This window comes from Streptomyces sp. NPDC008313, from assembly GCF_042956125.1.
Taxonomy (GTDB): Bacteria; Actinomycetota; Actinomycetes; order Streptomycetales; family Streptomycetaceae; genus Streptomyces.
Genome location: NZ_JBIBFR010000033.1, coordinates 17,506 through 42,558 on the forward strand (window position 1 = coordinate 17,506; position 25,053 = coordinate 42,558).

24 protein-coding genes are annotated in these 25,053 nt (G+C 72.7%); 10 read left to right on the forward strand and 14 right to left on the reverse strand.

Annotated elements, in window-relative coordinates:
• Positions 1 to 19 precede the first annotated feature (19 nt).
• On the reverse strand, positions 20 to 181 hold the full coding sequence (locus tag ACFY93_RS31550) for a hypothetical protein (RefSeq protein WP_391365321.1): 162 nt from the start codon (positions 179 to 181) through the stop codon (positions 20 to 22).
• Between the two features lie 150 nt (positions 182 to 331).
• Here ACFY93_RS31550 and ACFY93_RS31555 point away from each other — a divergent pair, with 150 nt between their 5' ends.
• Together ACFY93_RS31555 and ACFY93_RS31560 are read left to right on the forward strand one after the other, a co-directional pair.
• Positions 332 to 1,258: a hypothetical protein gene (locus ACFY93_RS31555; protein ID WP_391365322.1), complete on the forward strand. Its 927-nt coding sequence runs from the start codon at positions 332 to 334 to the stop codon at positions 1,256 to 1,258.
• Between the two features lie 131 nt (positions 1,259 to 1,389).
• Positions 1,390 to 1,572 carry a hypothetical protein gene (locus ACFY93_RS31560; protein ID WP_391365323.1) on the forward strand — a complete coding sequence of 61 codons (183 nt, stop codon included), beginning with the start codon at positions 1,390 to 1,392 and terminating at the stop codon, positions 1,570 to 1,572.
• An 82-nt stretch (positions 1,573 to 1,654) separates the two neighbouring features.
• Here ACFY93_RS31560 and ACFY93_RS31565 read toward each other — a convergent pair whose 3' ends face one another.
• Positions 1,655 to 2,056 carry a metal-sensing transcriptional repressor gene (locus tag ACFY93_RS31565; RefSeq protein ID WP_391365324.1) on the reverse strand — a complete coding sequence of 134 codons (402 nt, stop codon included), beginning with the start codon at positions 2,054 to 2,056 and terminating at the stop codon, positions 1,655 to 1,657.
• Positions 2,057 to 2,349: 293 nt separating this feature from the next.
• On the opposite strand from ACFY93_RS31565, the gene ACFY93_RS31570 reads away from it, so the two are divergent.
• Positions 2,350 to 2,970, forward strand: a complete 621-nt coding sequence (locus tag ACFY93_RS31570; protein WP_391365325.1) for a DUF47 family protein — start codon at positions 2,350 to 2,352, stop codon at positions 2,968 to 2,970.
• Positions 2,971 to 2,976: 6 nt separating this feature from the next.
• A complete protein-coding gene (locus ACFY93_RS31575) occupies positions 2,977 to 3,975 on the forward strand; it encodes an inorganic phosphate transporter (protein WP_391365326.1) in 999 nt (332 codons plus the stop codon).
• A 173-nt stretch (positions 3,976 to 4,148) separates the two neighbouring features.
• On the opposite strand, the gene pstB is transcribed toward ACFY93_RS31575, so the two are convergent.
• The 11 genes from pstB to ACFY93_RS31630 all read right to left on the reverse strand — a co-directional run bounded on the left by pstB (position 4,149) and on the right by ACFY93_RS31630 (position 16,639).
• Entirely contained in the window at positions 4,149 to 4,925 is a 777-nt protein-coding gene (gene pstB, locus ACFY93_RS31580) for a phosphate ABC transporter ATP-binding protein PstB (RefSeq protein WP_391365327.1), read from the reverse strand.
• A gap of 122 nt (positions 4,926 to 5,047) precedes the next feature.
• The gene (gene pstA, locus ACFY93_RS31585) at positions 5,048 to 6,115 is read right to left on the reverse strand and encodes a phosphate ABC transporter permease PstA (RefSeq protein WP_391365328.1); all 1,068 of its coding nucleotides are present in this window, start codon (positions 6,113 to 6,115) and stop codon (positions 5,048 to 5,050) included.
• The gene (gene pstC, locus ACFY93_RS31590) at positions 6,112 to 7,119 is read right to left on the reverse strand and encodes a phosphate ABC transporter permease subunit PstC (protein WP_391365329.1); all 1,008 of its coding nucleotides are present in this window, start codon (positions 7,117 to 7,119) and stop codon (positions 6,112 to 6,114) included. The genes pstA and pstC overlap by 4 nt, the downstream gene beginning before the upstream one ends.
• 111 nt (positions 7,120 to 7,230) lie before the next feature.
• Positions 7,231 to 8,358, reverse strand: coding sequence for a phosphate ABC transporter substrate-binding protein PstS (gene pstS, locus ACFY93_RS31595; RefSeq protein WP_391365330.1), 1,128 nt, complete (start codon positions 8,356 to 8,358; stop codon positions 7,231 to 7,233).
• Positions 8,359 to 8,720: 362 nt separating this feature from the next.
• Positions 8,721 to 9,167, reverse strand: coding sequence for an NUDIX domain-containing protein (locus ACFY93_RS31600; RefSeq protein ID WP_391365331.1), 447 nt, complete (start codon positions 9,165 to 9,167; stop codon positions 8,721 to 8,723).
• Positions 9,164 to 10,483 carry a CHAD domain-containing protein gene (locus ACFY93_RS31605; protein ID WP_391365332.1) on the reverse strand — a complete coding sequence of 440 codons (1,320 nt, stop codon included), beginning with the start codon at positions 10,481 to 10,483 and terminating at the stop codon, positions 9,164 to 9,166. The genes ACFY93_RS31600 and ACFY93_RS31605 overlap by 4 nt, the downstream gene beginning before the upstream one ends.
• On the reverse strand, positions 10,464 to 12,695 hold the full coding sequence (locus ACFY93_RS31610) for an RNA degradosome polyphosphate kinase (protein WP_391365333.1): 2,232 nt from the start codon (positions 12,693 to 12,695) through the stop codon (positions 10,464 to 10,466). The genes ACFY93_RS31605 and ACFY93_RS31610 overlap by 20 nt, the downstream gene beginning before the upstream one ends.
• 527 nt (positions 12,696 to 13,222) lie before the next feature.
• The gene (locus ACFY93_RS31615; RefSeq protein ID WP_391365335.1) at positions 13,223 to 14,248 is read right to left on the reverse strand and encodes a hypothetical protein; all 1,026 of its coding nucleotides are present in this window, start codon (positions 14,246 to 14,248) and stop codon (positions 13,223 to 13,225) included.
• Positions 14,245 to 15,198: a hypothetical protein gene (locus ACFY93_RS31620; RefSeq protein ID WP_391365336.1), complete on the reverse strand. Its 954-nt coding sequence runs from the start codon at positions 15,196 to 15,198 to the stop codon at positions 14,245 to 14,247. The genes ACFY93_RS31615 and ACFY93_RS31620 overlap by 4 nt, the downstream gene beginning before the upstream one ends.
• Complete coding sequence (locus ACFY93_RS31625) at positions 15,195 to 16,253, reverse strand: ATP-binding cassette domain-containing protein (RefSeq protein ID WP_391365337.1); 1,059 nt, start codon at positions 16,251 to 16,253, stop codon at positions 15,195 to 15,197. The genes ACFY93_RS31620 and ACFY93_RS31625 overlap by 4 nt, the downstream gene beginning before the upstream one ends.
• On the reverse strand, positions 16,250 to 16,639 hold the full coding sequence (locus ACFY93_RS31630) for a GntR family transcriptional regulator (RefSeq protein WP_391365338.1): 390 nt from the start codon (positions 16,637 to 16,639) through the stop codon (positions 16,250 to 16,252). Before ACFY93_RS31630 ends, ACFY93_RS31625 begins: the two co-directional genes overlap by 4 nt.
• A gap of 254 nt (positions 16,640 to 16,893) precedes the next feature.
• Here ACFY93_RS31630 and ACFY93_RS31635 point away from each other — a divergent pair, with 254 nt between their 5' ends.
• The 5 genes from ACFY93_RS31635 to ACFY93_RS31655 all read left to right on the forward strand — a co-directional run bounded on the left by ACFY93_RS31635 (position 16,894) and on the right by ACFY93_RS31655 (position 21,779).
• Positions 16,894 to 17,436, forward strand: coding sequence for a sigma-70 family RNA polymerase sigma factor (locus ACFY93_RS31635; protein WP_391365339.1), 543 nt, complete (start codon positions 16,894 to 16,896; stop codon positions 17,434 to 17,436).
• Positions 17,437 to 17,524: 88 nt separating this feature from the next.
• Positions 17,525 to 18,409 carry a zf-HC2 domain-containing protein gene (locus ACFY93_RS31640; protein WP_391365340.1) on the forward strand — a complete coding sequence of 295 codons (885 nt, stop codon included), beginning with the start codon at positions 17,525 to 17,527 and terminating at the stop codon, positions 18,407 to 18,409.
• A 70-nt stretch (positions 18,410 to 18,479) separates the two neighbouring features.
• Positions 18,480 to 19,340, forward strand: a complete 861-nt coding sequence (locus ACFY93_RS31645) for an ATP-binding cassette domain-containing protein (RefSeq protein ID WP_391365341.1) — start codon at positions 18,480 to 18,482, stop codon at positions 19,338 to 19,340.
• Entirely contained in the window at positions 19,337 to 20,929 is a 1,593-nt protein-coding gene (locus tag ACFY93_RS31650; RefSeq protein WP_391365342.1) for an ABC transporter permease, read from the forward strand. Before ACFY93_RS31645 ends, ACFY93_RS31650 begins: the two co-directional genes overlap by 4 nt.
• Positions 20,930 to 21,068: 139 nt before the next feature.
• Positions 21,069 to 21,779, forward strand: a complete 711-nt coding sequence (locus ACFY93_RS31655) for an ABC transporter (protein WP_391365343.1) — start codon at positions 21,069 to 21,071, stop codon at positions 21,777 to 21,779.
• A gap of 101 nt (positions 21,780 to 21,880) precedes the next feature.
• On the opposite strand, the gene mshD is transcribed toward ACFY93_RS31655, so the two are convergent.
• On the reverse strand, positions 21,881 to 22,900 hold the full coding sequence (mshD, locus tag ACFY93_RS31660; RefSeq protein WP_391365344.1) for a mycothiol synthase: 1,020 nt from the start codon (positions 22,898 to 22,900) through the stop codon (positions 21,881 to 21,883).
• A 338-nt stretch (positions 22,901 to 23,238) separates the two neighbouring features.
• Here mshD and ACFY93_RS31665 point away from each other — a divergent pair, with 338 nt between their 5' ends.
• Positions 23,239 to 25,047: a 5'-nucleotidase C-terminal domain-containing protein gene (locus tag ACFY93_RS31665; protein WP_391365345.1), complete on the forward strand. Its 1,809-nt coding sequence runs from the start codon at positions 23,239 to 23,241 to the stop codon at positions 25,045 to 25,047.
• Positions 25,048 to 25,053: the final 6 nt, after the last annotated feature.

Below are 25,053 nucleotides of genomic sequence, written 5' to 3' on the forward strand. Positions count from 1 at the left end.
GGCGCGCGACGGGCGCCGGTCAGGCCGACGGGTGGCCGTCGGCGTCCGCGCGGGCCAGGCTGCGGGCGCGGCGGGCCGGGCCGCGCCAGCCGCACACGCAGCGGGCCACGCAGAAGCGGCCCTGCTCCACGGTCGTCGTCAGGTGCTCCTGGGGTCCATCGCCCTCGTCCCGCTGCGCCACGCCGGTCACGCTACCCGGTCCGGGTGAACGGCCGGTGACGGCCCGGCAGGCCGTCGGCCGTGTGCTGACGGCCGCGTGACGGGCGCCCCCACGCGTCGTTAAGCGGGGGGACGGAAGGGCCCGGACGGACCGGCTGGGGGTCGGCGGACGATGGTGGCGCAGCAGCACAGGCGGACGAGCGGAGCGGTCGCGACGGCCGCCGTGGTGGCGGGGCTCATGGCCGGCGCCACCGGCTGCGCGGGCGAAGGGGCCGCCGCCGACGGCGCGCACGCGGGCACCGACGCCGTCGAGACGCTGCACCAGGCGGCCGGCACGCTGGTGCGCGCCGGGAGTTCGAAGGCCCGTACGTCGATGGAGATGGCCACCGGCGGCACCCGGGTGACCATCCGGGGCGAGGGGACGTACGACTACCGCAGGCGGACGGGCAGGCTGAAGGTGCTGCTGCCGCAGGACCCGGCCGGGGGCAGCGAACACAAGCCGATCACCGAACTCCTCGCACCGGGTGCCCTGTTCATGAAGAACCGGGGCGCGGGCGTGCCGGCCGACAAGTGGGTGCGAGTCGACACGGCGACACTCTCCGACGGGAACCTGGTGACGGGCGGCGCCACCGACCCGTTCGCGGCGGCCGAGCTGCTGCGCGGGACGCGGACGGCGACGTACGTGGGCCGGACCGAGGTGGCGGGGACGCCGGTGCGGCACTACCGGGGGACGGCCGATCTCGCGCTGGCCGCGAAGGAGGCGTCGGCGGGCAACCGGGCGTCCCTGCGGGCGGCGGCCAAGGGGTTCGCGACGGCGGAGGTGCCGTTCGACGCGTACCTCGACGACGAGGGGCGCGTCCGCAAGGTCCGGCACCGGTTCAGCTTCGTCAACGGACAGCGCGAGGGCACGGTCGCGGTGGCCTCGACGACCCTGCTGTACGACTTCGGGGCGCCGGCCGAGGTGCGGCTCCCCGAGGCGGGGGACATCTACGCCGGGGAGATCGCGGAAGGCGGAGCCGAGGGCCGTACGGACGGGGGGACGGACGGCGGCACCGGCGCGGGGACGGAGAGCGGGACGGAGGGGCCGGGCGAGGGGTGAGCGGGGACGCGGACCGTGCGGGGCGGCCGGAAGATGACCGTCCCTGAGGGGCTGGAAATGGTCCGTCCGTGCCATGCGCGTGGTGTGCACCGCTCCCTACTCTTGGAAGTCGGTGACGGCAGAAAGAGGTGATGCACGTGGCTCCGGTCGGCGGTACGGCAGTTCAGGACCACGTGGCCCTCGCCGAGATCGAGCTGTGCGGAGACCTCATGATCGCCGCGTCGGCGGCCGACGAGGAGCGGCTCAGCCTGGAGAGCATCGACAAGGTGCTGAAGGTGGCCGAGGAGCGCGCCCGCGAGCGACCGCGCTCCTGACTCCGAGGCCGGTACGGACCCGCCCCCTCGCGTCCGCCGGTACGGGTCCCTGGCACGGGTCCGCCGTGACGGGCCGTGCGTCTCAGGTGCGCAGCAGCCGGCCGATCGCCTTCGTCGCCTCCTCCACCTTCGCGTCGATCTCCGTGCCCCCCTTGAGCGCGGCGTCCGCGACGCAGTGCCGCAGGTGCTCCTCCAGGAGCTGGAGGGCGAAGGACTGCAGCGCCTTGGTGGAGGCGGAGACCTGGGTGAGTATGTCGATGCAGTAGACGTCCTCGTCGACCATCCGCTGCAGACCCCGGATCTGGCCCTCGATGCGGCGCAGGCGTTTGAGGTGCTCGTCCTTCTGGTGGTGGTACCCGTGGATGCCGCGGTCGTGGTCGGTGACGATCCCGGACGCGTCGCCGGGAGTACCGTGGCCGCTGTCGGCCGGAACCCCGGCCGGGCCCTCGGAGGGCGTGGGCGCACCGGCCTCTGTGGTCGTCATCGCGTCGTCCTCCCGTTGCCGTGCCCCGGCGCTGCCGTCCCCGGCGCCGGTCCGGCCGTCGGATCGTCACCGGAGCGGCCGGCGAGCGTGCCGGAAACGTCACTTACGTATACCCCTACAGGGTATATGGTTCCGGCCTTCGCCGGGTAGGGAGCCCGGAAACGACGCCGGGGCGGACCCCCTGCCGGAGCACTCATTTCGATGGGTGACACTGGTAGACGGCCCATTAGCCGTGGCCGGATGATGCGCTTAGCATCAGCCTGACCGAAACCGAAGCACCCCGAGGACCCCACGTGCGCTTTCGTCTGACCCCCAGGGAGACGAGCTTCTACGACATGTTCTCCGCGTCCGCGGACAACATCGTCACGGGCTCCAAGCTCCTGATGGAACTGCTCGGTGCGGACGCCTCCGCCCGGGCCGAGATCGCAGAGCGTATGCGGGCCGCCGAACACGCCGGTGACGACGCCACTCACGCGATCTTCCACCAGCTGAACTCCTCCTTCATCACGCCGTTCGACCGCGAGGACATCTACAACCTGGCCTCGTCGCTCGACGACATCATGGACTTCATGGAGGAGGCCGTCGACCTGGTCGTGCTGTACCAGGTCGAGGAGCTCCCCAAGGGTGTGGAGCAGCAGATCGAGGTGCTGGCGCGGGCGGCCGAGCTGACCGCCGAGGCCATGCCGAGCCTGCGGACCATGGACAACCTCACCGAGTACTGGATCGAGGTCAACCGTCTGGAGAACCAGGCGGACCAGATCCACCGCAAGCTGCTCGCCCACCTCTTCAACGGCAAGTACGAGGCCATCGAGGTGCTGAAGCTCAAGCAGATCGTGGATGTGCTGGAGGAAGCGGCCGACGCGTTCGAGCACGTGGCGAACACGGTGGAGACCATCGCCGTCAAGGAGTCCTGAGGCTCCGTGGACACCTTCGCACTGATCGTGACCATCGGGGTCGCGCTCGGATTCACATACACGAACGGCTTCCACGACTCGGCGAACGCCATCGCCACGTCGGTGTCGACGCGGGCGCTGACCCCTCGGGCCGCGCTGGCCATGGCAGCGGTGATGAACCTCGCCGGTGCCTTCCTCGGCAGCGGTGTCGCGCACACCGTGAGCAAGGGCCTGATCGAGACGCCCGACGGCTCGAAGGGGATGGGCATCCTCTTCGCCGCGCTGGTCGGCGCGATCATCTGGAACCTCGTCACCTGGTACTTCGGTCTTCCGTCGTCCTCGTCCCACGCGCTGTTCGGCGGCATGGTCGGCGCGGCGCTGGCGGGCGGTACGGACGTCATCTGGTCCGGGGTCGTGGACAAGATCATCATCCCGATGTTCCTGTCGCCGGTCGTCGGCCTGATCGTCGGTTATCTGGTGATGTGCATCATCCTGTGGCTGTTCCGCCGCACCAACCCGCACAAGGCCAAGCGCGGCTTCCGGATCGCGCAGACGGTGTCGGCGGCGGGCATGGCGCTCGGTCACGGTCTGCAGGACGCCCAGAAGACGATGGGCATCGTCGTGATGGCGCTGGTCATCGGCGATGTGCAGAGCGCCGACGCCCCGATCCCGGTGTGGGTCAAGCTCGTCTGCGCGCTGATGCTGTCCCTGGGCACGTACGCCGGTGGCTGGCGGATCATGCGGACGCTCGGGCGGAAGATCATCGAGCTTGACCCGCCCCAGGGATTCGCCGCGGAGACGACCGGTGCGGGGATCATGTTCGCCACGGCGTTCCTGTTCAAGGCGCCCATCTCCACGACGCACGTGATCACGTCGGCGATCATGGGTGTGGGGGCCACGAAGCGGGTGAACGCCGTGCGCTGGGGCGTCGCGCGGAACATCATCCTGGGGTGGTTCATCACGATGCCGGCGGCCGGAGTGGTCGCGGCGGTCAGTTTCTGGATCGTGGATCTGGCGGTGTTGTAGCGGGTCTCCGCGGCGGCCCCCGTGGGGCTTCTGGCCGTGGGCTCCGCTTCGTGCCCCGCTCCTCGAACGCCGCAGGGGCCGTACGTCACAAGGCCCGCTCCCCGGAATTCCGGGGAGCGGGCCTTTCGTGTCCTCGCGGTGGCACCGCCATGCAGCACCGCGAGGGGACCGGGTCAGCCGAAGCGGCCGGAGATGTAGTCCTCGGTGGCCTGGACGGACGGGTTGGAGAAGATGCGCTCCGTGTCGTCGATCTCGATCAGCCTGCCGGGCTGGCCGACCGCGGCCAGGTTGAAGAAGGCGGTGCGGTCGGAGACGCGGGCGGCCTGCTGCATGTTGTGCGTCACGATGACGATGGTGAAGCGCTCCTTCAGCTCGCCGACCAGGTCCTCGATGGCGAGGGTGGAGATCGGGTCGAGGGCCGAGCAGGGCTCGTCCATGAGCAGGACCTGCGGCTCCACCGCGATCGCGCGGGCGATGCACAGCCGCTGCTGCTGGCCGCCGGACAGCCCGGAGCCGGGCTTGTTCAGGCGGTCCTTGACCTCGTTCCAGAGGTTCGCGCCCTTGAGGGACTTCTCGACGATGTCGCCCAGCTCGGACTTCTTGTACGAGCCGTTCAGCCGCAGGCCCGCCGCGACGTTGTCGAAGATCGACATGGTCGGGAACGGGTTCGGGCGCTGGAAGACCATGCCGACCGTGCGGCGCACGGCGACCGGGTCGATGCCCTGCCCGTAGAGGTCCTCGTCGTCCAGGAGCACCTTGCCCTCGACCCGGCCGCCGGGGGTGACCTCGTGCATCCGGTTGAGGGTGCGCAGGAAGGTGGACTTGCCGCAGCCGGACGGGCCGATGAAGGCCGTCACCGAGCGGGGCTCGACCGTCATGGAGATGTCGTCGATCGCCTTGTGGGAGCCGTAGTAGGCGGAGAGGCCGCTGACGTCGATTCGCTTGGCCATGGGGATCACTGCTTCTTTCGAAAGGGGAAGGCTGGTCGCTGCTGGGCCGCGTCAGCGGCCGGCCGCCGTGCGGGCTCTCCCAGGGGCTCCGGGGAGGAGAGAAAGCCGCCGCACGGCACGCTCTAGCGGTACTGGGGGGCCTTCCAGCGGGCGATGCCGCGGGCCGCCAGGTTGAGGATCATGATGAACGCGATCAGCACGAGTGCCGCCGCCCAGGCCCGGTCGTACGCCGCCGGGCTGCCGCCGCTCTGCTGGTACTGCTGGTAGATGAAGAGCGGCAGCGAGGACTGCGGACCGGAGAAGGGGTCCGGGTTGATCAGCGGGTTGCCCCAGACCAGGAGCAGCACGGGCGCGGTCTCACCGGCGATGCGGGCCACGGCCAGCATCACACCGGTCGTGATGCCGCCGACCGACGTCGGCAGGACGACCTTGAGGATCGTGCGCCACTTCGGGACGCCGAGCGCGAGGGACGCCTCGCGCAGCTCGTTCGGCACGAGCTTGAGCATCTCCTCGGTGGAACGGACCACGACCGGGATCATCAGGATCGACAGGGCCATCGACCCGGCGAAGCCGGAGTAGTCGAAGTCCAGGATCAGGATCCAGAAACTGAGGACGAACAGGCCCGCGACGATCGACGGGACACCCGTCATCACGTCGACGAAGAAGGTGACGGCCTTCGCCAGCGCCCCGCGGCCGTACTCGACCAGGTAGATCGCGGTGAGCAGGCCGATCGGTACGGAGATCAGGGTGGCGATGCCGACCTGCTCCAGGGTGCCGATGATGGCGTGGTAGATGCCGCCGCCGGGCTCGGTGTCGGCGACGACGCCCATGGAGTGGCTCAGGAAGTAGCCGTCGAGGACGTCCACCCCGCGGCTGACGGTCTCCCAGACCAGGGAGGCCAGCGGGATCACCGCGAGGATGAAGGCGACCCAGACGACGCTGGTCGCGACCCGGTCCTTGGCCTGGCGCCTGCCCTCGACGCGGGCGGCGATCCCGTACGTGGCGAGGACGAACAGGAGCGCGGCGATCAGGCCCTGCTGGACGGTGCTGCCGAGCCCGGCGCCCAGGCCGATGGCCACGGCGACGGCGACGGAGCCGGCGGCGATCGCCCACGGGGACCACTTGGGCAGGCGCGCGCCGCGCAGCGAGGAGGCGGGGCGGCGCGTGTCGGTGATGGTCGCGTGGCTCATGCGTTGGCCCCCGAGTACTCCTTGCGGCGGGCGATGATCGCGCGAGCCGCGCCGTTGACGATCAGCGTGATGACGAAGAGCACGAGACCGGAGGCGATCAGCGCGTCACGGCCCTGCTCGCTCGCCTCGCTGAACTTGGCGGCGATGTTCTGGGCGAAGGTGCCGCCGCCCGGGTCGAGCAGGCTGGCGTTGATGAAGAAGCTGGGGGACAGGACGGTGGCGACGGCCATCGTCTCGCCGAGGGCGCGGCCCAGGCCCAGCATCGAGGCGGAGATCACGCCGGAGCGGCCGAAGGGCAGCACCGACATGCGGATGACCTCCCAGCGGGTGGCCCCGAGCGCGAGGGCGGCCTCCTGGTGCATCAGGGGCGCCTGCCGGAAGACCTCACGGCTGACGTTGGTGACGATCGGCAGGATCATGATCGCCAGCAGGATGCCGACGGCGAGCAGGGTGCGCGGGGCGCCGCCCTGCCACTCGAAGATGCCGGTCCAGCCGAAGTACCGGTCGAGCCGGCCGTAGAAGCCGGTGAGGTTCGGCACCAGGACGAGGGCACCCCACAGGCCGTACACGATCGACGGCACGGCGGCCAGCAGGTCGATCACGTAGGCGATGGGGCCGCCGAGCCTGCGCGGCGCGTAGTGGGTGAGGAACAGCGCGATGCCGACGGCGACGGGGACCGCGATGGCCATGGCGACGACCGAGGAGACGATCGTGCCGAAGGCGAGGACCGCGATGCCGAAGACCGGCGGGGTGGCGTTGGCGTCCCACTCGAAGGTGGTGAGGAAGTTGCCCTCGTCCTTGCTGAGGACCAGCGAGGCCCGGTAGGCGAGGAAGGCCGCGATGGCAGCCATGATCACCAGGAGCAGGATGCCGGAGCCCCGGGAGAGCCCGAGGAAGATCCGGTCGCCCGGGCGGGTGGCTCCGCGTGCGGCGCGCGTGCGCGTCGCCCCGGCGGAGCGGTCGGTGGGCTTGGGGGGAGCGGTCGGCTGTGTGGATATGTCCATGGGGTTCTCCGGTCTGCGGAACCGCGGGGTCGTGTCCCGTGGTTCCAGGCGGCGGTGCACCGGACGGTGCGGTCCGCCCGCTCGTGTGAAGCGGGCGGACCGCACGCTGGGTCAGCTCAGGCCGGCGACGGTCTCGCGGACCTTGGTATTGATCTCGGCCGGGATCGGGGCGTAGTCGAGTTCCTTGAGCGAGCTCTGGCCGTCGTCACCCGCGGTGTAGGTGAGGAAGGACTTCACGGCGGCCAGGGTGTCGGCCTTGTTGCCCTTCTCGCAGACGATCTCGTACGTGACCAGGGTGATCGGGTAGGCGCCGTCGGCCTTGGTCGCGTAGTTCAGCTCCAGGGCGAGGTCCTTGCCGGTGCCGACGACCTTGGCCTCGGAGATGGCCTTGGTGGCGTTGTCGGCGGTGGCCGCGACCGGCTCGGCGGCACCCGTGTCCAGGGCGACCGTGCTGATGCCGTCCTTGGCGTAGGAGAGCTCGAAGTACGAGATCGCGCCGGCGGTCTGCTTGACCTGCTGGGCCAGACCGGAGGAACCCTGCGCGGACTGGCCGCCCTTGGCCTGCCAGGCCTTGCCGCCCTCGTACTTCCAGTCGGCCGGGGAGGCGGCCTTCAGGTACTTGGTGAAGTTGTCCGTGGTGCCCGAGTCGTCGGAGCGGTGGAACGCCTGGATCTTGGTGTCGGGCAGCTTCGCGTCGGGGTTCAGCTTCTTGATCGCGGCGTCGTCCCACGTGGTGATCTTGCTGTCGAAGATCTTGGCGAGGGTCTTGGCGTCCAGGACGAGGTTGTCGACGCCCGGGACGTTGTAGCCGACCGCGATCGGCCCGCCGACCATCGGGAGGTCGATGGCCTGGCTGTCCTTGCAGACCTCCTTGGACTTGGTGATCTCCTCGGGCTTCAGGGCGGAGTCCGAGCCGGCGAAGGCGACCTGGCCCTGGAGGAACGCGGTGACACCGGCACCGGAGCCCTCGGGCTTGTAGTTGATCTGCACGCCCTTGCACTGGGCCGTGTAGGCCTTCGTCCAGGCCTGGATGGCGTTGGCCTGCGCGGAGGAGCCGTTGGACAGCAGCTGGCCCTTGGCGTCCTCGCACTTGATGTTGCCCGCCTTCGCCGTGGCGCCGCCGGAGCTGTCACCGCCGCCGCTGGTGTCGTCGGAGCCGCACGCCGTGAGGGCCAGTGCGCCGGAGACCGCGAGAGCACCGAGGGTGAGGGCCCGCCGGTTCATGCGCTGAAGCTTCACTTTCGGGAGTTCCTTCCAGGAGCCGCCGTACCCGTCTGGTGGCGGCGTGCGAAGTCTGGCGCGATGCGCGGGCGGCGTTCAGGACGCGCCACGCACCGTGTAAGGCCGAAATTAGGCAGAACAGGTGAAGCCGCCGATGGGCGTGAGTGAACGGGGGGTGAACCCCTGCGGACGGTGCGGTGAGGTCACAGAACGCTTACGTCCGGGGCACGGAAAGGCAGGGGCCGGAAGGGGCGCTGGGAGGCGGGAGGAACCGGGAGGAGCCGGTGGGGGTGGTGGGGCCGGTGGGGCCGATGGGGCCGGTGGGAGTGGCGGGGGTGGCGGGACCAGGGGGAACGCGGGGGGCAGGGGGGACCGCGGGGTCAGGAGTGGTGCAGTGCCGTGAGCAGGGCGTCGACCAGGTCGCGGTCCCGGGGCTGGGTGATGCGGCGGCGGGCCGCGGCGGGGGCCAGCCACAGCACGCGGTCCACCTCGCGGCTCGGGACGAAGGCGCCGCCCCGGGACTCGGCCGCCCAGTAGCTGACCTGCTTGGGGCGGCCGTTCGCCTCGTAGTACGCGGTGGGCAGGACGGGCCCGGGGACACAGTCCTGGCCGGTCTCCTCCTTGACCTCGCGCACCGCGGCGTCCCACGCGGACTCGCCCGGCTTCAGCTTGCCCTTGGGGTGGGACCAGTCGTCGCCGTACTTCGGGCGGTGGACGAGGCAGATCTGCAGGGTGCCGTCGAGCGGGGAGCGGCGCCACAGGACGCAGCCGGCCGCGAGAACGGTTCCGTTCCCCTCCGTTCCCGCCTCCGCGTGCTCGTCGCTCATCGGGAGTTCACCGCTTCCTTCAGCCAGGACTGCTGGAAGGCGAAGCGCGCCGCCTCGACCTCGTGACGCTGGTCGGCGTGGAGGACCCCGAGGGCGTACGCCGTCGCGGGGGCGATGCGCGGAGTGCGGGCCGCCGAGGCCGCCGCCGCGGCGGCCTCGGCCGCGTCCCGGTGCCGGTCGAGGGCCTCGCCCGCGTGCCGCAGCGGGCCTCCGCCGTGCGGGCCGGAGGCCGGACGGTCGTCGTGCAGGGCCTCCAGGGCGTAGCGGTGCAGCCGGAGCAGCAGGCGGACCTGGTGCCAGGGAGCGTCCTGGGGGTGCGGCGCGGTGTCGGGGGACAGGCCGTGGACGAGGGCCTCCGCGTTGTAGGGGTGCCCGGCGGTCAGGAGCGGCAGGGCCGCCACCGCGTCGCGGAGCCGTTCCTCGGCGGCGGCGGCGAGGGGCAGCGGATCCGTGCCGGCCGCCGCCGGAGTCAGCGGGACCTCGCTGGCGAGGACGGCCACGCTGTCCGCGACGGCGTGGAAACGGGAGGAGCCGAGCGCCTGGAGGGCGGCGGAGTGGGCCCGGCTCCTGGCGAGGGACAGTTGCCGGTCCAGCAGCGCGCCCGCCTTCGCGGCGCCCACGGTGAGGCTGCCCCTGGGGGGAGTGGGGGCCGCCGTGCCGCCGTTCACCGGGGTCCCGTCGACGGTCACCGCGCCCCCGTCGGCCGTCGCGCCGGTCACCGCGGTGCCTGCCGACGTGCCCCGGTCCGCCCTCCCGGACGCCGCACCCGATGCCACGGCGAGCGTGCCGCTCGCGGGTGGGGCGGCGGCGGGCTGGAGCGGGACGGCGGGGGAACCCGACAGCCGGTGCAGGGCCGTGAGGAGGCGTTCGAGGCGGGCCGCGCAGGCGTGCTCGTGGGCCAGGGTGCCGGACAGCCAGGCCAGTTCGGGCCGCATGGCCTCCGACCAGCCCGGGTCGAGCAGCGGCCGGAAGGTGTGCAGCGTGCCGCTGATGCGGCGGGCCGAGCGGCGCAGGGCACGCACCGCGTCGACCGGCTCCGCCGGACCGTTCTCCCCCGCCCGGGCCCGTACCCGGCCGGTCGCACCGCTCTCCCCGCCCGCCTCCCGGTGCAGCCGCAGCGAGCGCAGGAACTCCGTGGCCTGCGCCCGCAGATAGCCCGCGAGGGCGTCCGCCCCCACGGGCCCGCCGTCCGCGCCGCCGGGCCCGGAGCCGAAGGGCTCACGGCCGACGGACCCGGTGGGGCCGACCGGCTCGGTGAGGCCCTCGGGCTCGGTGGGGCCTATGGGCTCGGTGGGGTCAAGGTGTCGCTGTGCCACGCCGGCGCCTCCGGGCGTCTATGAACATCTCCTGGACGTTGCGCAGGGGCTGCCCGTCCGGATCGGTCGCGTGCCGGGTCCACTCGCCGTCGGGGCCCAGGTGCCAGGAGGCGGTGGTGTCGGACATGCCGGTCTCCAGCATCCGGTTGAGGGTGGCCCGGTGCGCGGGGTCGGTGACGCGGACCAGGGCCTCGATCCGGCGGTCGAGGTTGCGGTGCATCATGTCGGCGCTGCCGAGCCACACCTCCGGTTCGCCGCCGTTGCCGAAGGCGAAGACACGGGAGTGTTCGAGGAAGCGGCCGAGGACGGAGCGCACCCGGATGTTCTCGGACAGGCCGGCCACGCCCGGGCGCACCGCGCAGATCCCGCGCACCCACACGTCGACGGGCACACCGGCCTGGGACGCCCGGTAGAGGGCGTCGATGATGGCCTCGTCCACCATGGAGTTGACCTTGATGCGCACGTACGCGGGCCGCCCGAGGAGATGGTGCTGCGCCTCCTTGTCGATCCGGGCGATCAGCCCGTCGCGCAGGGACCGGGGAGCGACCAGCAGCCGTCGGTACGTCTCGCGGCGGGAGTAGCCGGAGAGGCGGTTGAAGAGGTCGGACAGGTCCGCGCCGACCTGCGGATCGGCGGTGAGCAGCCCCAGGTCCTCGTAGAGCCGGGCGGTCTTCGGGTGGTAGTTGCCGGTGCCCACGTGCGAGTAGCGCCGCAGCGTCTCGCCCTCCTGGCGGACCACCAACGACAGCTTGCAGTGGGTCTTCAGGCCGACCAGCCCGTACACGACGTGGCAGCCCGACTCCTCCAGCTTGCGGGCCCACTTGATGTTGGCCTGCTCGTCGAAGCGCGCCTTGATCTCGACGAGGACGAGGACCTGCTTGCCGGACTCGGCGGCGTCGATCAGGGCGTCGACTATGGGGGAGTCGCCGGACGTCCGGTACAGCGTCTGCTTGATGGCCAGCACGTCCGGGTCGGCGGCCGCCTGCTCCAGGAAGGCCTGGACGGAGGTGGAGAAGCTGTCGTACGGGTGGTGCAGCAGGACGTCGCGCTCGCGCAGGGCCGCGAAGATGTCCGGAGCGGACGCCGACTCGACCTCCGCGAGATCGCGGTGGGTGCCCGCGATGTACTTGGGGTACTTCAGCTCGGGCCGGTCGAGGGCGCCGATGCCGAACAGGCCGGTCAGGTCGAGGGGGCCGGGCAGCGGGTACACCTCGGCCTCGCTGATCTTCAGCTCCCGTACCAGCAGGTCGAGTACGTACCGGTCGATGGACTCCTCGACCTCCAGCCGCACCGGCGGGCCGAAGCGCCGCCGCATGAGCTCCTTCTCCAGCGCCTGGAGCAGGTTTTCGGTGTCGTCCTCCTCGACCTCCAGGTCCTCGTTCCTGGTGAGCCGGAACGTGTGGTGCTCCAGGACCTCCATGCCGGGGAACAGCTCTTCGAGGTGCGCGGCGATGACGTCCTCGATCGGGACGTAGCGGTCCGGGGAGGCCTCCAGGAACCGGGAGAGCAGCGGCGGGACCTTGACGCGCGCGAAGTGCCGGTGGCCGCTGACCGGGTTGCGGACGACGACCGCGAGGTTCAGCGACAGACCCGAGATGTACGGGAAGGGGTGCGCGGGGTCGACGGCGAGCGGGGTGAGGACCGGGAAGATCTGGTGCCGGAAGAGCGTGAAGAGGCGGGCCTGCTCCTTCTCGGTCAGCTCGCTCCAGCGGACCAGGTGGATGCCCTCCTCGGCGAGCGCCGGGGACACGTCCTCCTGGTAGCAGGCGGCGTGCCGGGCCATGAGTTCGCGGGAGCGGGCCCAGATCATCTCCAGCACCTCGCGGGGCTGGAGGCCGGACGCGGACCGGGTGGCGACACCGGTCGCGATGCGCCGCTTCAGACCGGCCACGCGGACCATGAAGAACTCGTCCAGGTTGCTGGCGAAGATCGCGAGGAACTTGGCCCGCTCCAGCAGGGGTGTCTCCGGGTCCTCGGCGAGCTCCAGCACCCGTTCGTTGAACGCGAGCCAGCTGCGCTCCCGGTCGAGGAACCGTCCCTGCGGCAGGGGGGCGTCGTCGTGCTCGGACTCCTCGTACGTGTCGAGGTCCGCGTCGAGATCGGGCTCCAGGTCGGAGACGGCGGCCGCGACGGTGTGCGGGCGGTGCGCGGCGAGGGAGCCGACGGACGGCTGCGGGTGCTGGACCTTGGCCTGGGCGCTGGGCTGGTTCATGGAACCATTCTTCCGCGCCGGGCGCGATACAGGCGCGTCGGAGAGGGCGGGAGCCGGCGAGGCCGGGCGGACGGTGCGGCGGGGGCGTCTGTGCGGCGTCGGCAGGGCCCCGTCCGTCCGAGCGGCGGCCCGCGGTGGCACGGTCCGGTCCGTGGCCGGGGGGCCTTGCGGTGGCACGGGGCGGTCCGTGGCCGCGGGTCCCTGCGGTGGCACGGGCTCGTTCTCCGGCGGAGGCGAAGGCTCTGGCACAGCGGGCTTCATTCGCCGAGCTTCGCAAGCTTGTCTGAATCGACGGTTACGGCGACATGACGTGCGGGATAGCGGGGGGCGGATGGGGAGCGGATGGAGGGTGGGCGGCGGGGGCGGATGAGGGCGGACGGGGAGCGGACCGGATCGTCCGCGCGAACGGCGAGGCGGGCCCGGCGGTACGCCCCTCGCGGGGAGGGGAGAGAGGGGAGGGGCGTACCGGAGTCAGGCGGCCGTGCGGCGGTCGGACGGCCGTACCGCAGTACGGCGGCGGGCCGCGGTCAGGCGGCCGTGCGTCGGCGCAGCAGCGTGAACGCGGCGGCGGTGGCGAGCGCCGCGACGCCGAGGACGACCGCCGTCTCGGTGAGCTGGAGAGGCCAGAAGTCCGACTTCGGGTGGTAGGTGGCCCAGAAGTCGGTCAGCCCGGTGCGCGCCTTGCACCGCCGCAGGTCGGCCGCGCTGTCGGAGCCCACGCAGGCCATGTCGTCGCCGATGCGTTCGCCGCCGGCGGTGACGGCGCCGTTCTCGAGCTGCTGGACGCTGCGCGGCAGGTCCAGGGCGTGCGGCCCGGTGACGGTGGTGGCGGGCCACAGGCTCGCGCGGAACCACTCCAGCGCGTTGTGCAGGAGCAGCGCCGCCGCGAGGGCCAAACCCGCTCCCGTGAGGGTCCTGCGGGTGAGCAGCCCGGCGAGCGCGCCCAGGGCGAGTCCGGCGAGGACGTGGGCGACGGCGACCGGGCCGGTGGAGACGAAGACGTCGGGGGCGTACCAGTCGCCGACGAGGTTCGGGTCACCGTCCTGCTGGGCCCGGACGACGAGGAGGACCACCGCGGTGGTGCCGGCCGTCAGCAGCGCCGCCGGGAGGGCGAGCCGGCTGGCGAGCCAGCGCGTGGGGGTCATGGCCTGGGTCCAGGCGAGGCGGGCGGTGCCGGACTCCAGCTCGTGGGCGACGAGCGCGCCGCCTGCCCAGGCCGCGACCGGGAGGATCAGGTAGGACAGGGCGGTGCCGACGAAGGCGAGGGTGGCGCTGTACGTCTCGTCGGCGGTGATCGCCTCCCGCGCGGTGCAGCCCGGCAGCGTGGTGGACGGGTAGCCGCAGGCGGCGGTGCCCCTGCGGGCCTCGTCCCCGATCGCGTACATCCACACCAGCGCCACCACGGCGGCGAGCAGCGCCAGGCCCCACAGGACCAGCGCGGTGCGGTGCAGGCGCAGTACGGCCCAGGTCGGACCGGACGGGCGGACGGGGGCGGGGAGCCGGGGGGCGCGGCGGCCGAGTGGAGTGGGCGGGGTGGGCAGGGTGCTGGTCATGCCGCGGTCACCCTCCTGTTCAGGACGGCGAAGGCGACGGCCACGACGATCGCCGTGAGGGCCAGGAGGACGCCCGTCTCCAGCAGCTGGCGGGGCCAGTAGTCAGGGGAGGGCAGGTACTCGCGGGTGTAGCCCACGATGCCGTGCCGGTCGGCGCACTTCCGGTCGCCGTAGCAGTACGGGTCACGGATGAGCGTGCCGCCGGAGGTGAGCGCTCCGCCGTGCACGGAGAGGTCGGGGAGTGCGCCGTAGACCGGGTTGCGCTGGAGGGGCCAGAGGCGGTCGCGGAACGCGGTGATCAGGTACTGGATCCCGGCGGCGACCCCGAGGGCGGGCAGCGCGCGGCGCATCAGCAGGCCGGTGAGGGCGCCGACGGCCAGGCCGAGCAGCGGGAGGGCGACGGTGGCCGGGCCGATGGAGAAGTACAGCGCCCGGGGCGCGAACCCGGCGATCAGCAGACCGCTGTGGGCGGCCCACAGGATCCGGTAGAGCACGACGAGCAGGGTCGTGCCGGCGGTGATGAGGACGGCGGGCACGGTGAGCCGCGCGGCGAGCCAGCGGGCGGGGGCGACGGACTGCGCCCAGACGAGGCGGGCGGTGCCGGACTCCAGTTCGCGGCCGATCAGCGCGCTGCCCGCGAAGAGCGGGACGACGAACGTGGCGAGGGCGATCAGGGTGGCCGGCGCGTGGAACAGGCTGTCGTAGGCGTACTTGTCCGAGTCGACGCCGCCGGGCGGGTAGTACCCGTACGTGTCGAAGGCGCGCTGGGAGGCGTTCGCGCCCGGCCCGAGGAGCCACAGCAGCAGGCCCGCCGTGAAGACGACGAACGCCGTCCAGGACCACAGCGCGGCCCGGTGCACGCGCAGGACGGTCCAGGCCAGGCCGCCGGTGCGCGGGAACGCGCGGCGGGCGGGCGCCGGGGCGGGACGCGTGAAGGTGCCGGTGCTCATGCCCGCACCGCCACGGGGGCGTCGGCCGGGGTGGTGCCGGGGGTGATCAGGGGCGGGGTGCCGGGGGAGCGGAGGTGGGCGAGGATCAGCTCCTCCAGGGAGGGTTCCTCGGTCTCCCAGCCGCCGCCGGCGCGGACCTGTCCGGGGGAACCGGACGGACCGCTGACGTCGGTACGGCTCTCGCCTGGACCGGACGGACCGCCGTCGTGGGCGCGGCTCTCGCCGGAACCGGCCGGACCGCCGTCGCCGAAGGGGCCGTCGCGGCGGATCAGGGCGGTCAGTCCGCGGCCGGTGGCGCGGGACTCGACGACGGTGTGCGGGGCGAGGTCGGCGGGCGTGCCGCGGCCGGTCACCAGGGTGTGCGCGGCGAGCAGGTCGTCGATGCCGCCGCCGAGCCGGATGCGGCCGCCGCCCAGGAGCAGCAGGTGGTCGCAGACGTCGGCGAGTTCGGTGACGATGTGCGAGGACATCAGCACCGTCGTACCGCGTTCGGCGGCGTCCGCCATGAGGGTGCCCAGCAGTTCGTGGCGGGCGAGCGGGTCCAGGTCGGCCATCGGCTCGTCGAGCAGCATCAGTTCGGGCCGCTTGCCCAGCGCGAGGGCGAGCGCGACCCGGGTGCGCTGGCCGCCGGAGAGGCCGCGGACCCGGGTGGCGGGGTGGAGTGCGCCCTGTTCGACGATGGCCGCCGCGTAACGGGCGTCCCAGCGGGCCGGGTTGAGCTCGGCACCCATGCGCAGGGTCTCGGCGACGGTGAGCTGCGGGTACAGCGGTTTGTCCTGGGAGAGATGGGAGACCCGGTCGCGGTGGGTGCCGGGAGGCGCGCCGAGGACGGTGAGCGTGCCCGAGGTGGGCCGCAGCAGTCCGGCGGCGAGGGCGAGGAGGGTGGACTTGCCCGCCCCGTTGGGGCCGACCAGCGCGCTGATCCGGCCGGCGGGCAGACGGAACGAGCAGTCGTCGAGGGCCGCGGTCGCGCGCCTGCCGAACCGGCCTCCGTACCGCTTGCCGAGTCCGCTCGCCTCCAGGGCGACGGCCGGGGTGCTGCCGGTGGAACTCACTGGTCCTCCTTCGGGAAGTGTGTGTCGAGTACGGAGGCGAACAGCGCGTCCGCGTCCTCGCGGCCGAGCCCCGCGGCCCGGGCGCGTCCGGCCCAGGCGTCGAGCTCCGCGCGCAGCGGCGAGTCGGCTGGGGCGGCGGTGCCGAGGGCCTTGCGGACGAAGGTGCCCAGCCCCCGGCGGGCCTCGACCAGGCCTTCGCGCTCCAGCTCGCGATAGGCCTTGAGAACGGTGTTCGGGTTGATGGCGGTGGCTTCGACGACCTCGCGGGCCGTGGGCAGCTTGTCGCCGGGTTCCAGCAGCCCGAGGCGGAGGGCCTGTTTGGTCTGCTGGACGATCTGGACGTAGGTGGCGACGCCGGAACGCCGGTCGATGCGGTACTCGACCACTCTCCACCACCCTTTCACTAATTGAGTAGTGAAAGGGTGGTGGAAGGGTGAGAGGAAGTCAAGTCCGTGCGGTGGTGGGGGAGGTGGGCTGGGGGCCGTTCCGACTGCCGTTCCCCCCGGCCGCCTTCGCTGGCGTTCCCACCGCCGTACCCACTGCCGCTCCCTCTCCCGCTGCCGTTCCCGTTGTCGTTCCCGCTGTTGTTTCTGTGATCGTTTCCGTGAACCGATCGGTGGGGCTCGTCCGATGAGGGGGTGTGAGGGAAACGAGAAGCGACGGAGAGCTGCTGCGTGCCGTCGCGGCGGACGCCGACCGGCGCGCCTTCGAGGAGCTGTTCCGGCGGTACGCGCCGTGGCTGACCGCGCGGCTGCGCGGGCGCTGCGCGGACGCCGGGATCATCGACGACGTCGTGCAGGAGACGTTCCTCGCGGTGTGGCGCGGCACAGCGAAGTACCGGGAGGAGGGCGACGTCGCGGGCTGGCTGTGGCGCATCGGCTCACGGCGGCTCATCGACGCCCTGCGCGGCGACGGGGCGCGCGGCCGGCTGCGGCAGGCGCTCGCCCGGCTGCGCCACCGGGACGAGGCCTCCGCCGAGGAGCGCGTCCTGGCAGGCGTCGAGCACGGGGACCTCGCCGGCGCGCTGACCCGGCTGTCGCCCGAGCTCCGGGCGGTCCTCCAGGCCACCGTCATCGACGGGCTCACGACCCGGGAGGCCGCCGTCCTGCTCGGCATTCCGCCCGGCACGGTCAAGACACGGGCGCTGCGGGCCCGGAAGCAGTTGCGGGAGGCGCTGGCATGAGCGGAACCAGCAGAAGTGCCGGTGCCGGTACCGGTATCGGTCCCGGAACGGGAACCGGCGGAAGCGGAAGCGGACGGAGGGCGACGGCATGAGCGACAGCGACAGCGACACGACGTGGCACGTGCCCGAGGACGACCTCGGGGCGTACACGCGAGGGGAGCTGACGCCCCCCGTCCTCTGGTCCACCGACACCCACCTCGCCGCCTGCGCGCGGTGCCGGGAGACGATGGCGGGCCTCACCGACCAGGCCACCCTCGACCGGGGCTGGGAGCGGCTCGACGCCGAGCTGGACGCGCCGCGCCCCGGGCGCGTCGAGTCCCTGCTGCTGCGCCTCGGCGTCACCGACACCACGGCACGGCTGCTGACCGCCACACCGGTACTGCGCCGCTCCTGGCTGGGCGCGGTCGCCGCCGTCCTGGTGATGACCGTGGTCGCGGCGAACACCGTCCCGGCCGCGCACTCGCCCGCCCTGTTCCTCGCCCTCGCCCCGCTGCTGCCCCTCGCCGGAGTCGCGCTGTCCTACGGGCCCGCGCTCGACCCGACGTACGAGATGGCCGTCGTCTCCCCGCTGCACGGATTCCGCCTGCTGCTCATCCGCACCGTCGCCGTCCTCGCCGTGGGCCTCGGACTGAACGGGCTCGCCACCCTCGCGCTCCCCGGTTACGGGCTGCGCGCGCTGGCCTGGCTGCTGCCCGCGCTGGCCCTCACCGCCACCGGGCTCGCCCTGACGCCCCGCCTCGGGCCGGTCCTCGCGCCCGCGCTGACCGGCGGGGCATGGGTCGGCCTGCTGGTCTTCGCGGAGGCGACGACCGGGGCCACCGAGACCCTGGCGCCGTTCACCGCCGTCGGCCAGGGCGTCGCCGCCGTGGTGGCCGCGCTCTCCGCCGGGCTGCTCTACCGGGCCCGCGACCGCTTCGACTCGGTGTCGGCGCACGTGCCGTTCACCGGCTTCACGGACGGGGGCGCCGCGTGACCTCCGCCGCCGCGCCACCCCACCCCCTCTCACTCGTGCACGTATCCGAACCCTCTTCCTGGAGTGCTCCATGACCCCGACCGTCTCGGCCGAAGGCCTGACCCTCCGGTACGGAGGCAAGGCCGCCCTCGACGACGTGTCCCTGCGGCTGGGCCACGGTGTCACCGGGCTGCTGGGCCCCAACGGCGCCGGCAAGACGACGCTGCTCCGGGTGCTGGCCACCGCCGTCCGCGCCGACCGGGGAGCCTTCACGGTGCTCGGCCACGACCCCGCGACCACCGAAGGCCGGCAGGAGGTGCGGCGCGCGCTCGGCTATCTGCCGCAGACCCCCGGCTTCCACCCGGACTTCACCGCGTTCGAGTTCGTCGACTACGTGGCGATCCTCAAGGAGCTGTCGGACCGCGGCACCCGGCACCGCGAGGTGCGGCGCCTCCTGGACGCGGTCGACCTCTCCGACGTCCGCGGCAGACGGCTCAAGAGGCTGTCCGGCGGGATGCGGCAGCGGGTCGCTCTCGCCGCCTCGCTCGTCGGCGACCCCGGATTCCTCGTCCTGGACGAGCCGACCGTGGGACTCGACCCGGAGCAGCGCATGCGGTTCAGGGAGCTGATCGCCCAGGCGGGCGAGGGGCGGACCGTCCTGCTGTCCACCCACCAGACCGAGGACGTCGCGATGCTCTGCCACCGCGTGATCGTCATGGCCCGCGGCAGCGTCCGCTTCGAGGGCACCCCCGCCGAGCTGACCGCCCGCGCGGCGGGCCACGTCTGGAGCAGTGAGGAACGGGACCCCGCCGCCCGCGCCGGCTGGCGTACGGGCGCCGGCTCCTTCCGCAACGTCGGCGACCCGCCCGAGGGCGCCGACCTCCTCGAACCCACCCTGGAGGACGGGTACCTGCTCACGCTGGACGGCGCGACGGCGGAGGTGCCGGCATGAACGCGCGTGTCGACGTCGACCCCGTGACCGACGGGACCCCCGTAAGCGTCCGGCAGCCCGGCGGGTCCCGGCGGCGCCCCGCCGCCTCCGTCCTCGCCCTGGCCCGCTTCGAGGCACGCGAGCTGCTCCTCCAGATCCCGGTGTGCCTCTTCCTCGCCCTGTACATCGGCTACACCGCCTGGACGATGTTCTCCGGCTCCCAGGACGGCGATGTCGGAGGCACGGGCGGCGAGTTCCCCGTCCTCCAGAACGCCGACAGGGCCACGCAGACCGGCCCTCTGCTCTTCGCCATCGCGCTCCTCCTCTGCGTCAACCGGGCCGTCCTGCGCTCCCGCCGGCACGGCACCGACGGGCACTTCGACGTCCTGGTCGTCGAGCCCTGGCGGCGCACGGTGGCGCACGTCCTCTCCGTCGTGCCGTTCGCGCTGGCCGTCGCGGTGGTCGTCGGTGCCGAGTTCGGCCGGTCCGCGCTGCGGCCGGGCGCGGTCGGCCACGGCTCGCCCGCCGAGCTGGCCGTCGGCCCGCTTGCGGTCATGCTCGCCGGTGCCCTCGGTGTGCTGTTCGCGCGGCTGTTGCCGACCTCGTTCGCCGTCCCGCTGTTCGTGGTCGGCGGATACGTGCTCGCCACCCTCGCGGTGGCGAGCACGGACGACGCGCACTGGCTGCGGTGGCTCGCGCCCGTGGTCAACGACGTGGGCGGCCCGTCGCTCCCCTCCGGTCTGATAGGCCGCCCGGCCGGCTGGCACGTGCTGTACCTGTCCGGGCTCGTCGTGTTCCTGCTGGGCGTCGCCGTGCTGGTCTCCGGCGGCCGTACGGTCCGGATGCGGGCGGTGACCGCCCTCGCCCTCGCCACGACGGTCGTGGGCGCCGTCGGGCAGGCCCCGGGCGACTCCTCCGAGCTCACCGCCGCCCGTGCGAAGGCGTCCCGCTTCCCGGAGAAGGTCCAGACGTGCGTGCGGCACGGCCGGTCGACCTTCTGCGCCTTCCCGGAGTGGACCGGCCGCACCGCCGACTGGGCCGCGGTGGCCGACCGGGTCCAGTCCCTCGCCGGGGGTGCGGCCGGAGGCCGGGCGCTGACCGTCCGCCAGCGCGTCGAAGCGCGCTACGGGCTGGACAGCGACTCCGCGCTCTCCGGATCCCACACGCGGGACCTGGTCACCGTCAGCACGGACTGGGGCGGCAACCGCATCCCCGAGTTCGCCGTCGGTGTCGCCTCCGTCCTGGTCGCGGGCGACGAGTCCAGCGGCAGCGAGGTGTGCGACGCGCGCGGCGTCACGGTGATGTGGCTGGCGCTGGGCAGGCAGCCCGACCCGGTGTCCACGTTCCGCGACCTGCGCCTCGACGACAGCGACGAGGGCCCCGCCATCATCCTGGCCCCCACGAACCCGCTCGCCCTGACCGCAGAGCAGACCACCGTCGTGAAGGAGCTGCTGAAGAAGCCGCGGTACGGCGTCACCGCCAAGGTGAAGGCCCACTGGTCGGAGCTGACCTCACCGAAGACGTCCACGGCACGGGCGGCGGAGCTGCTGGGCGTGCCGGTGCCGAAGGCGGAGAAGGACACGGAGGACGGTGACGAGTGTGAAGCGTGAGGATCACCGCGGGAGCGGGAGCGGGAGCGGGAGCGGGAGCGGGAGCAGGGGTGGCCGCGCAGGCGGACGCGGGCTCGAGCCCGGACCCGGGGGCGCGCGTGAGGACCGGGCCGGCACCGGCCGCGACCGGTGGCGCACCGTGATCCCCGGCCTGCTGCGCCCCGTCGGCCGGACGCTTCCCCGGCGGGCGCTCGCGGCCGCCGCCGTGCTGGGGCTGCTGCTCGCGGCGGCCACCCGCCTCGTCTCCGGCCGGTCCGGGGAGTGGCTCTGCCTCAACCTGCTGAGGTCCGCCGCGCTCGCCTTCGGGCTCGGCCTGGCCTTCCTGCTGGACGACCCCGCCCGGCACACCACGGCGGCCGTGCCGACCGGACGGCCGGTCCGCGTCGCGATACGGGTGGCGCTGGTCGCCCCGCTCGCCGCCCTGTGGTGGACGGTCGTGCTGCTGCTCGCGCCGGAGCGCATACGCCCGCCGGTGGGCGCCCTCACGCTGGAGGCGGCGGCCATCGCCGTCTGCGCGCTCGCCGCCGCGGCGATCGCCGTCCGCCGCACGGACGAAACCGAGCCGGGCACGGCCGCGGCCGCCGCGCTGCTGGGCGCCGGGATCGTCGTCCGTCTGTGGCACACCGAGCATTTCTCGCTTCTCGTGGCGGTCGGAGACCCCGCGTGGGACGCGTCCCACGCACGCTGGGCCGCGGTCCTGGCCGTCGCGGCCCTGGTCTGCGCCTACTGCGTGAAGGAGCCGCTCATGCGCACACGCGGAGCGACCCGGCGCGGCGGGAATTCGGCCTCGCGAGGCGGGGACACGGCCTCGGGCGGCGGGGGCGTGGTCGAAGCCCCTTGCGGTACGTGAGGCGGTTCCCTGCGGTCGCGAGGCCGGAGGGTGGCTGCGGTACCCGAGGCCCTGGGATCGCTGACGTCCCCGAGGCCTCGGGCCTTCGCGGTGATGGGAAGTCAGGACTCCGTGCGGTACATGAGGTCGGTCTCGTGGGTGGCGAAGCCGAGCCGCTCGTAGACGGTGACCGCCGGCTTGTTGTCGGCGTCGACGTAGAGCATCGCCGTCGGCAGGCCCTGCGCGGCGAGATGGCGCAGGCCGACCGTGGTGAGCGACTTGCCGAGACCGCCGCCCTGCATGCCGGGACGCACGCCGAGGACGTACACCTCGCCGAGCTGCTCCTCCGCGTGGACCTTGGTCCAGTGGAAGCCGACGAGTTCGTCCCCGGAGCCGGAACCGGAGCCGGAGCCGGAACCGGAGCCGGTGCGGAAGCGGGCGTCCGTGCCGGAGCCTTCGCTGCCGTCTCCGCCGCCGCCCTCGCGCACGGCCAGGAAGAAGCCCGCCGGGTCGAACCACGGCGCGGCCATGCGGTCGTCCAGGTCGCGCTGGGTCAGGGAGCCCTGTTCGGGGTGGTGGGCGAAGGCGGCGGCGTTCACCGCGAGCCAGGCCGCGTCGTCCTGCCCCGGCACGAAAGCACGGATGGACACACCCTCGGGGAGCTTCGGCTCGGGCAGGTCGAGGCCGACCAACGGGCGGCGCATCTGACGCAGTTCGCGGAAGAGGGTGAGGCCGAGGACCTGGGCGAGATGCCGGGCCGCGGAGTGACCGCCGTGTGCCCAGACCCGCAGCCGCTTGCCGGACTCGGCGAGCAGCGCGGAGCCCAGCGCCCGCCCGTGCCCCCGGCCGCGCTGCCCCGGGTCCACGACCAGCTCGGCCGCCGGCGCCTCCACGGGATCGGTGTCCTCCAACTGCGCGTAACCGACGAGCGTCTCACCGGCCCTCAGCAGCAGATGCCGTACGCCCTCTCGTGCCCCGCCCCGCAGCTGCAGCCGCCCCTGCTCGGACACGGCCTGCTGCCCGTCGTTCCGGGCGGCACGGTCGAGCAGCGCGAGCACGGCGTCGGACTGCTCGGGACTCAGTACGGAGAGCGTCTCGATCGAGCGGGAGAGCGCGGGCGTCGAGGTGTCGTCGCTGGTCATGGATACGAGGGTACGGGGGAGGGAGCGGAGGGCAGCTGTGGACCGGCGAGTCCGTGACGGGTGGTGTCAATGCCGCCCGGATCAGCCTCCGGTGTCCGTGGGGGCAGCGGTGGGGCCGTAGCCCGGGGTGCCGATGGTCGCCCGGTCCAGCTCCTTGTCCCCACGGGTTCGTCCACGGCGTCGAAGGAGAAGCTCTCCGGGTGGGCGCCTGCCCGGATTGTCCCCTTCGCGCCCGAAGGCAACCGGCTCGTAACCCTGAACCCCCTGTTGCGCTACGCGCGTTGAATCTAGGCTGCGCGACAGTCACAGCCGTTTCACGAACTCCCACAGGGGGACTCATGCCGCTGACGCCCCGGCACAGACGTACACATCGCCTGCTCGCCGCCGCCGCGGGTCTGGCCACCGTCGGTGCGCTGACCGCCGCCATGCCCGCCAGTGCCCACGCGAAGCCGGGCCACGGCCACGGAAAGCCGGGTCACGGTCACAGCAGCCGTTACCAGGACGTACAGCTGCTGTCGTTCAACGACCTGCACGGCAACCTGGAGCCGCCGAGCGGCTCGTCCGGCCGGGTGACGGAGCAGCAGGCGGACGGCACCACCAAGACCGTCGACGCGGGCGGCGTCGAGTACCTCGCCACGCACCTGCGCCAGGCCCGCAAGGGGCACCCGTACTCGATTACCGCCGGCGCCGGTGACATGGTCGGCGCGTCCCCGCTGCTGTCGGGTCTCTTCCACGACGAGCCGACGATCGACGCGCTGAACAAGCTCGACCTGGACGTGACCAGCGTCGGCAACCACGAGTTCGACGAGGGCGCCAGGGAACTGGCCCGCCTGCAGAACGGCGGCTGCCACCCCGAGGACGGCTGCTACGACGACAGCCAGAAGTTCGAGGGCGCCGACTTCCCCTACCTCGCGGCGAACGTGACGGACGAGAAGACCGGCAAGCCCATCCTGAAGCCCTACTGGGTGTGGAAGAAGAACGGCGTCAAGGTCGGCTTCATCGGCGTGACGCTGGAGGGCACCCCGAACATCGTGTCCGCCGAGGGCGTCAAGGGCCTGAAGTTCGGCGACGAGGTCGAGACGATCAACAAGTACGCCAAGGTGCTGCGCAAGCAGGGCGTGAAGTCGATCGTCGCGCTGGTCCACGAGGGCGGTGTGCCGGCCTCGACGTCGTACAACTACGACTGCGACAGCCCCGGCCCCGGCGACGGCATCTCCGGGCCGATCGTCGACATCGCCAAGAACGTCTCGCCCCAGGTCGACGCGCTGGTCACCGGTCACACGCACCAGGCGTACGCGTGCACGATCGACGACCCGGCGGGCAACCCGCGCATGGTCACCTCGGCGTCGTCCTTCGGGCGTCTCTACACGGACACCACGCTGACGTACGACCGCCGTACCGGCGACATCGCGCGTACGGCCGTGAAGTCCGCGAACCACGTCGTCACCCGTGACGTCGCCAAGGCCGCCGACATGACGAGCCTGATCGCGAAGTGGAACGCCCTCGCCGCGCCGATCGCCTCCCGCCCCATCGGCTACATCGCGGGCGAGATCGGCAACCAGGGCACGGAGTCGCCGCTCGGTGACGTGATCGCCGACGCGCAGCTCGCGTACGCCAAGTCCGTCGACCCCGAGGCCGACGTGGCGTTGATGAACCCGGGCGGCATCCGGGCCGGGCTCACCTACACGGCGAGCGGCAGTGAGGGTGACGGGGTGGTGACGTACGGAGAGGCGTACACGGTCCAGCCGTTCTCGAACACGGTGAACCTGGTGGATCTCACCGGCGCGCAGCTCGTCACCGGGCTCCAGCAGCAGGTCAGCGGGGCGAACGAGGCCTCGCCGAAGATCCTGCAGATCTCCGGCGGCCTGACCTACACCCTGGACCTGACGAAGTCCGGCGCGGACCGTGTCGTCGCCGACTCCGTCAAGCTGAACGGTGCGGCGATCGACCCGGCGGCCACGTACCGCGTCGCGATGAACTCGTTCCTCGCGGGTGGCGGTGACGGCTTCACGGAGCTCGGCAAGGGCGCGAACGTCCGCGTCGGCGGCGACGACCTGGCCGCCTTCGAGTCCTACCTGACGGCGAACTCGTCGGCCGCGTCCCCGTACCCGGTCCCGGCGGCGGACCGGATCACGGTCGTGAAGTAGCGGTAC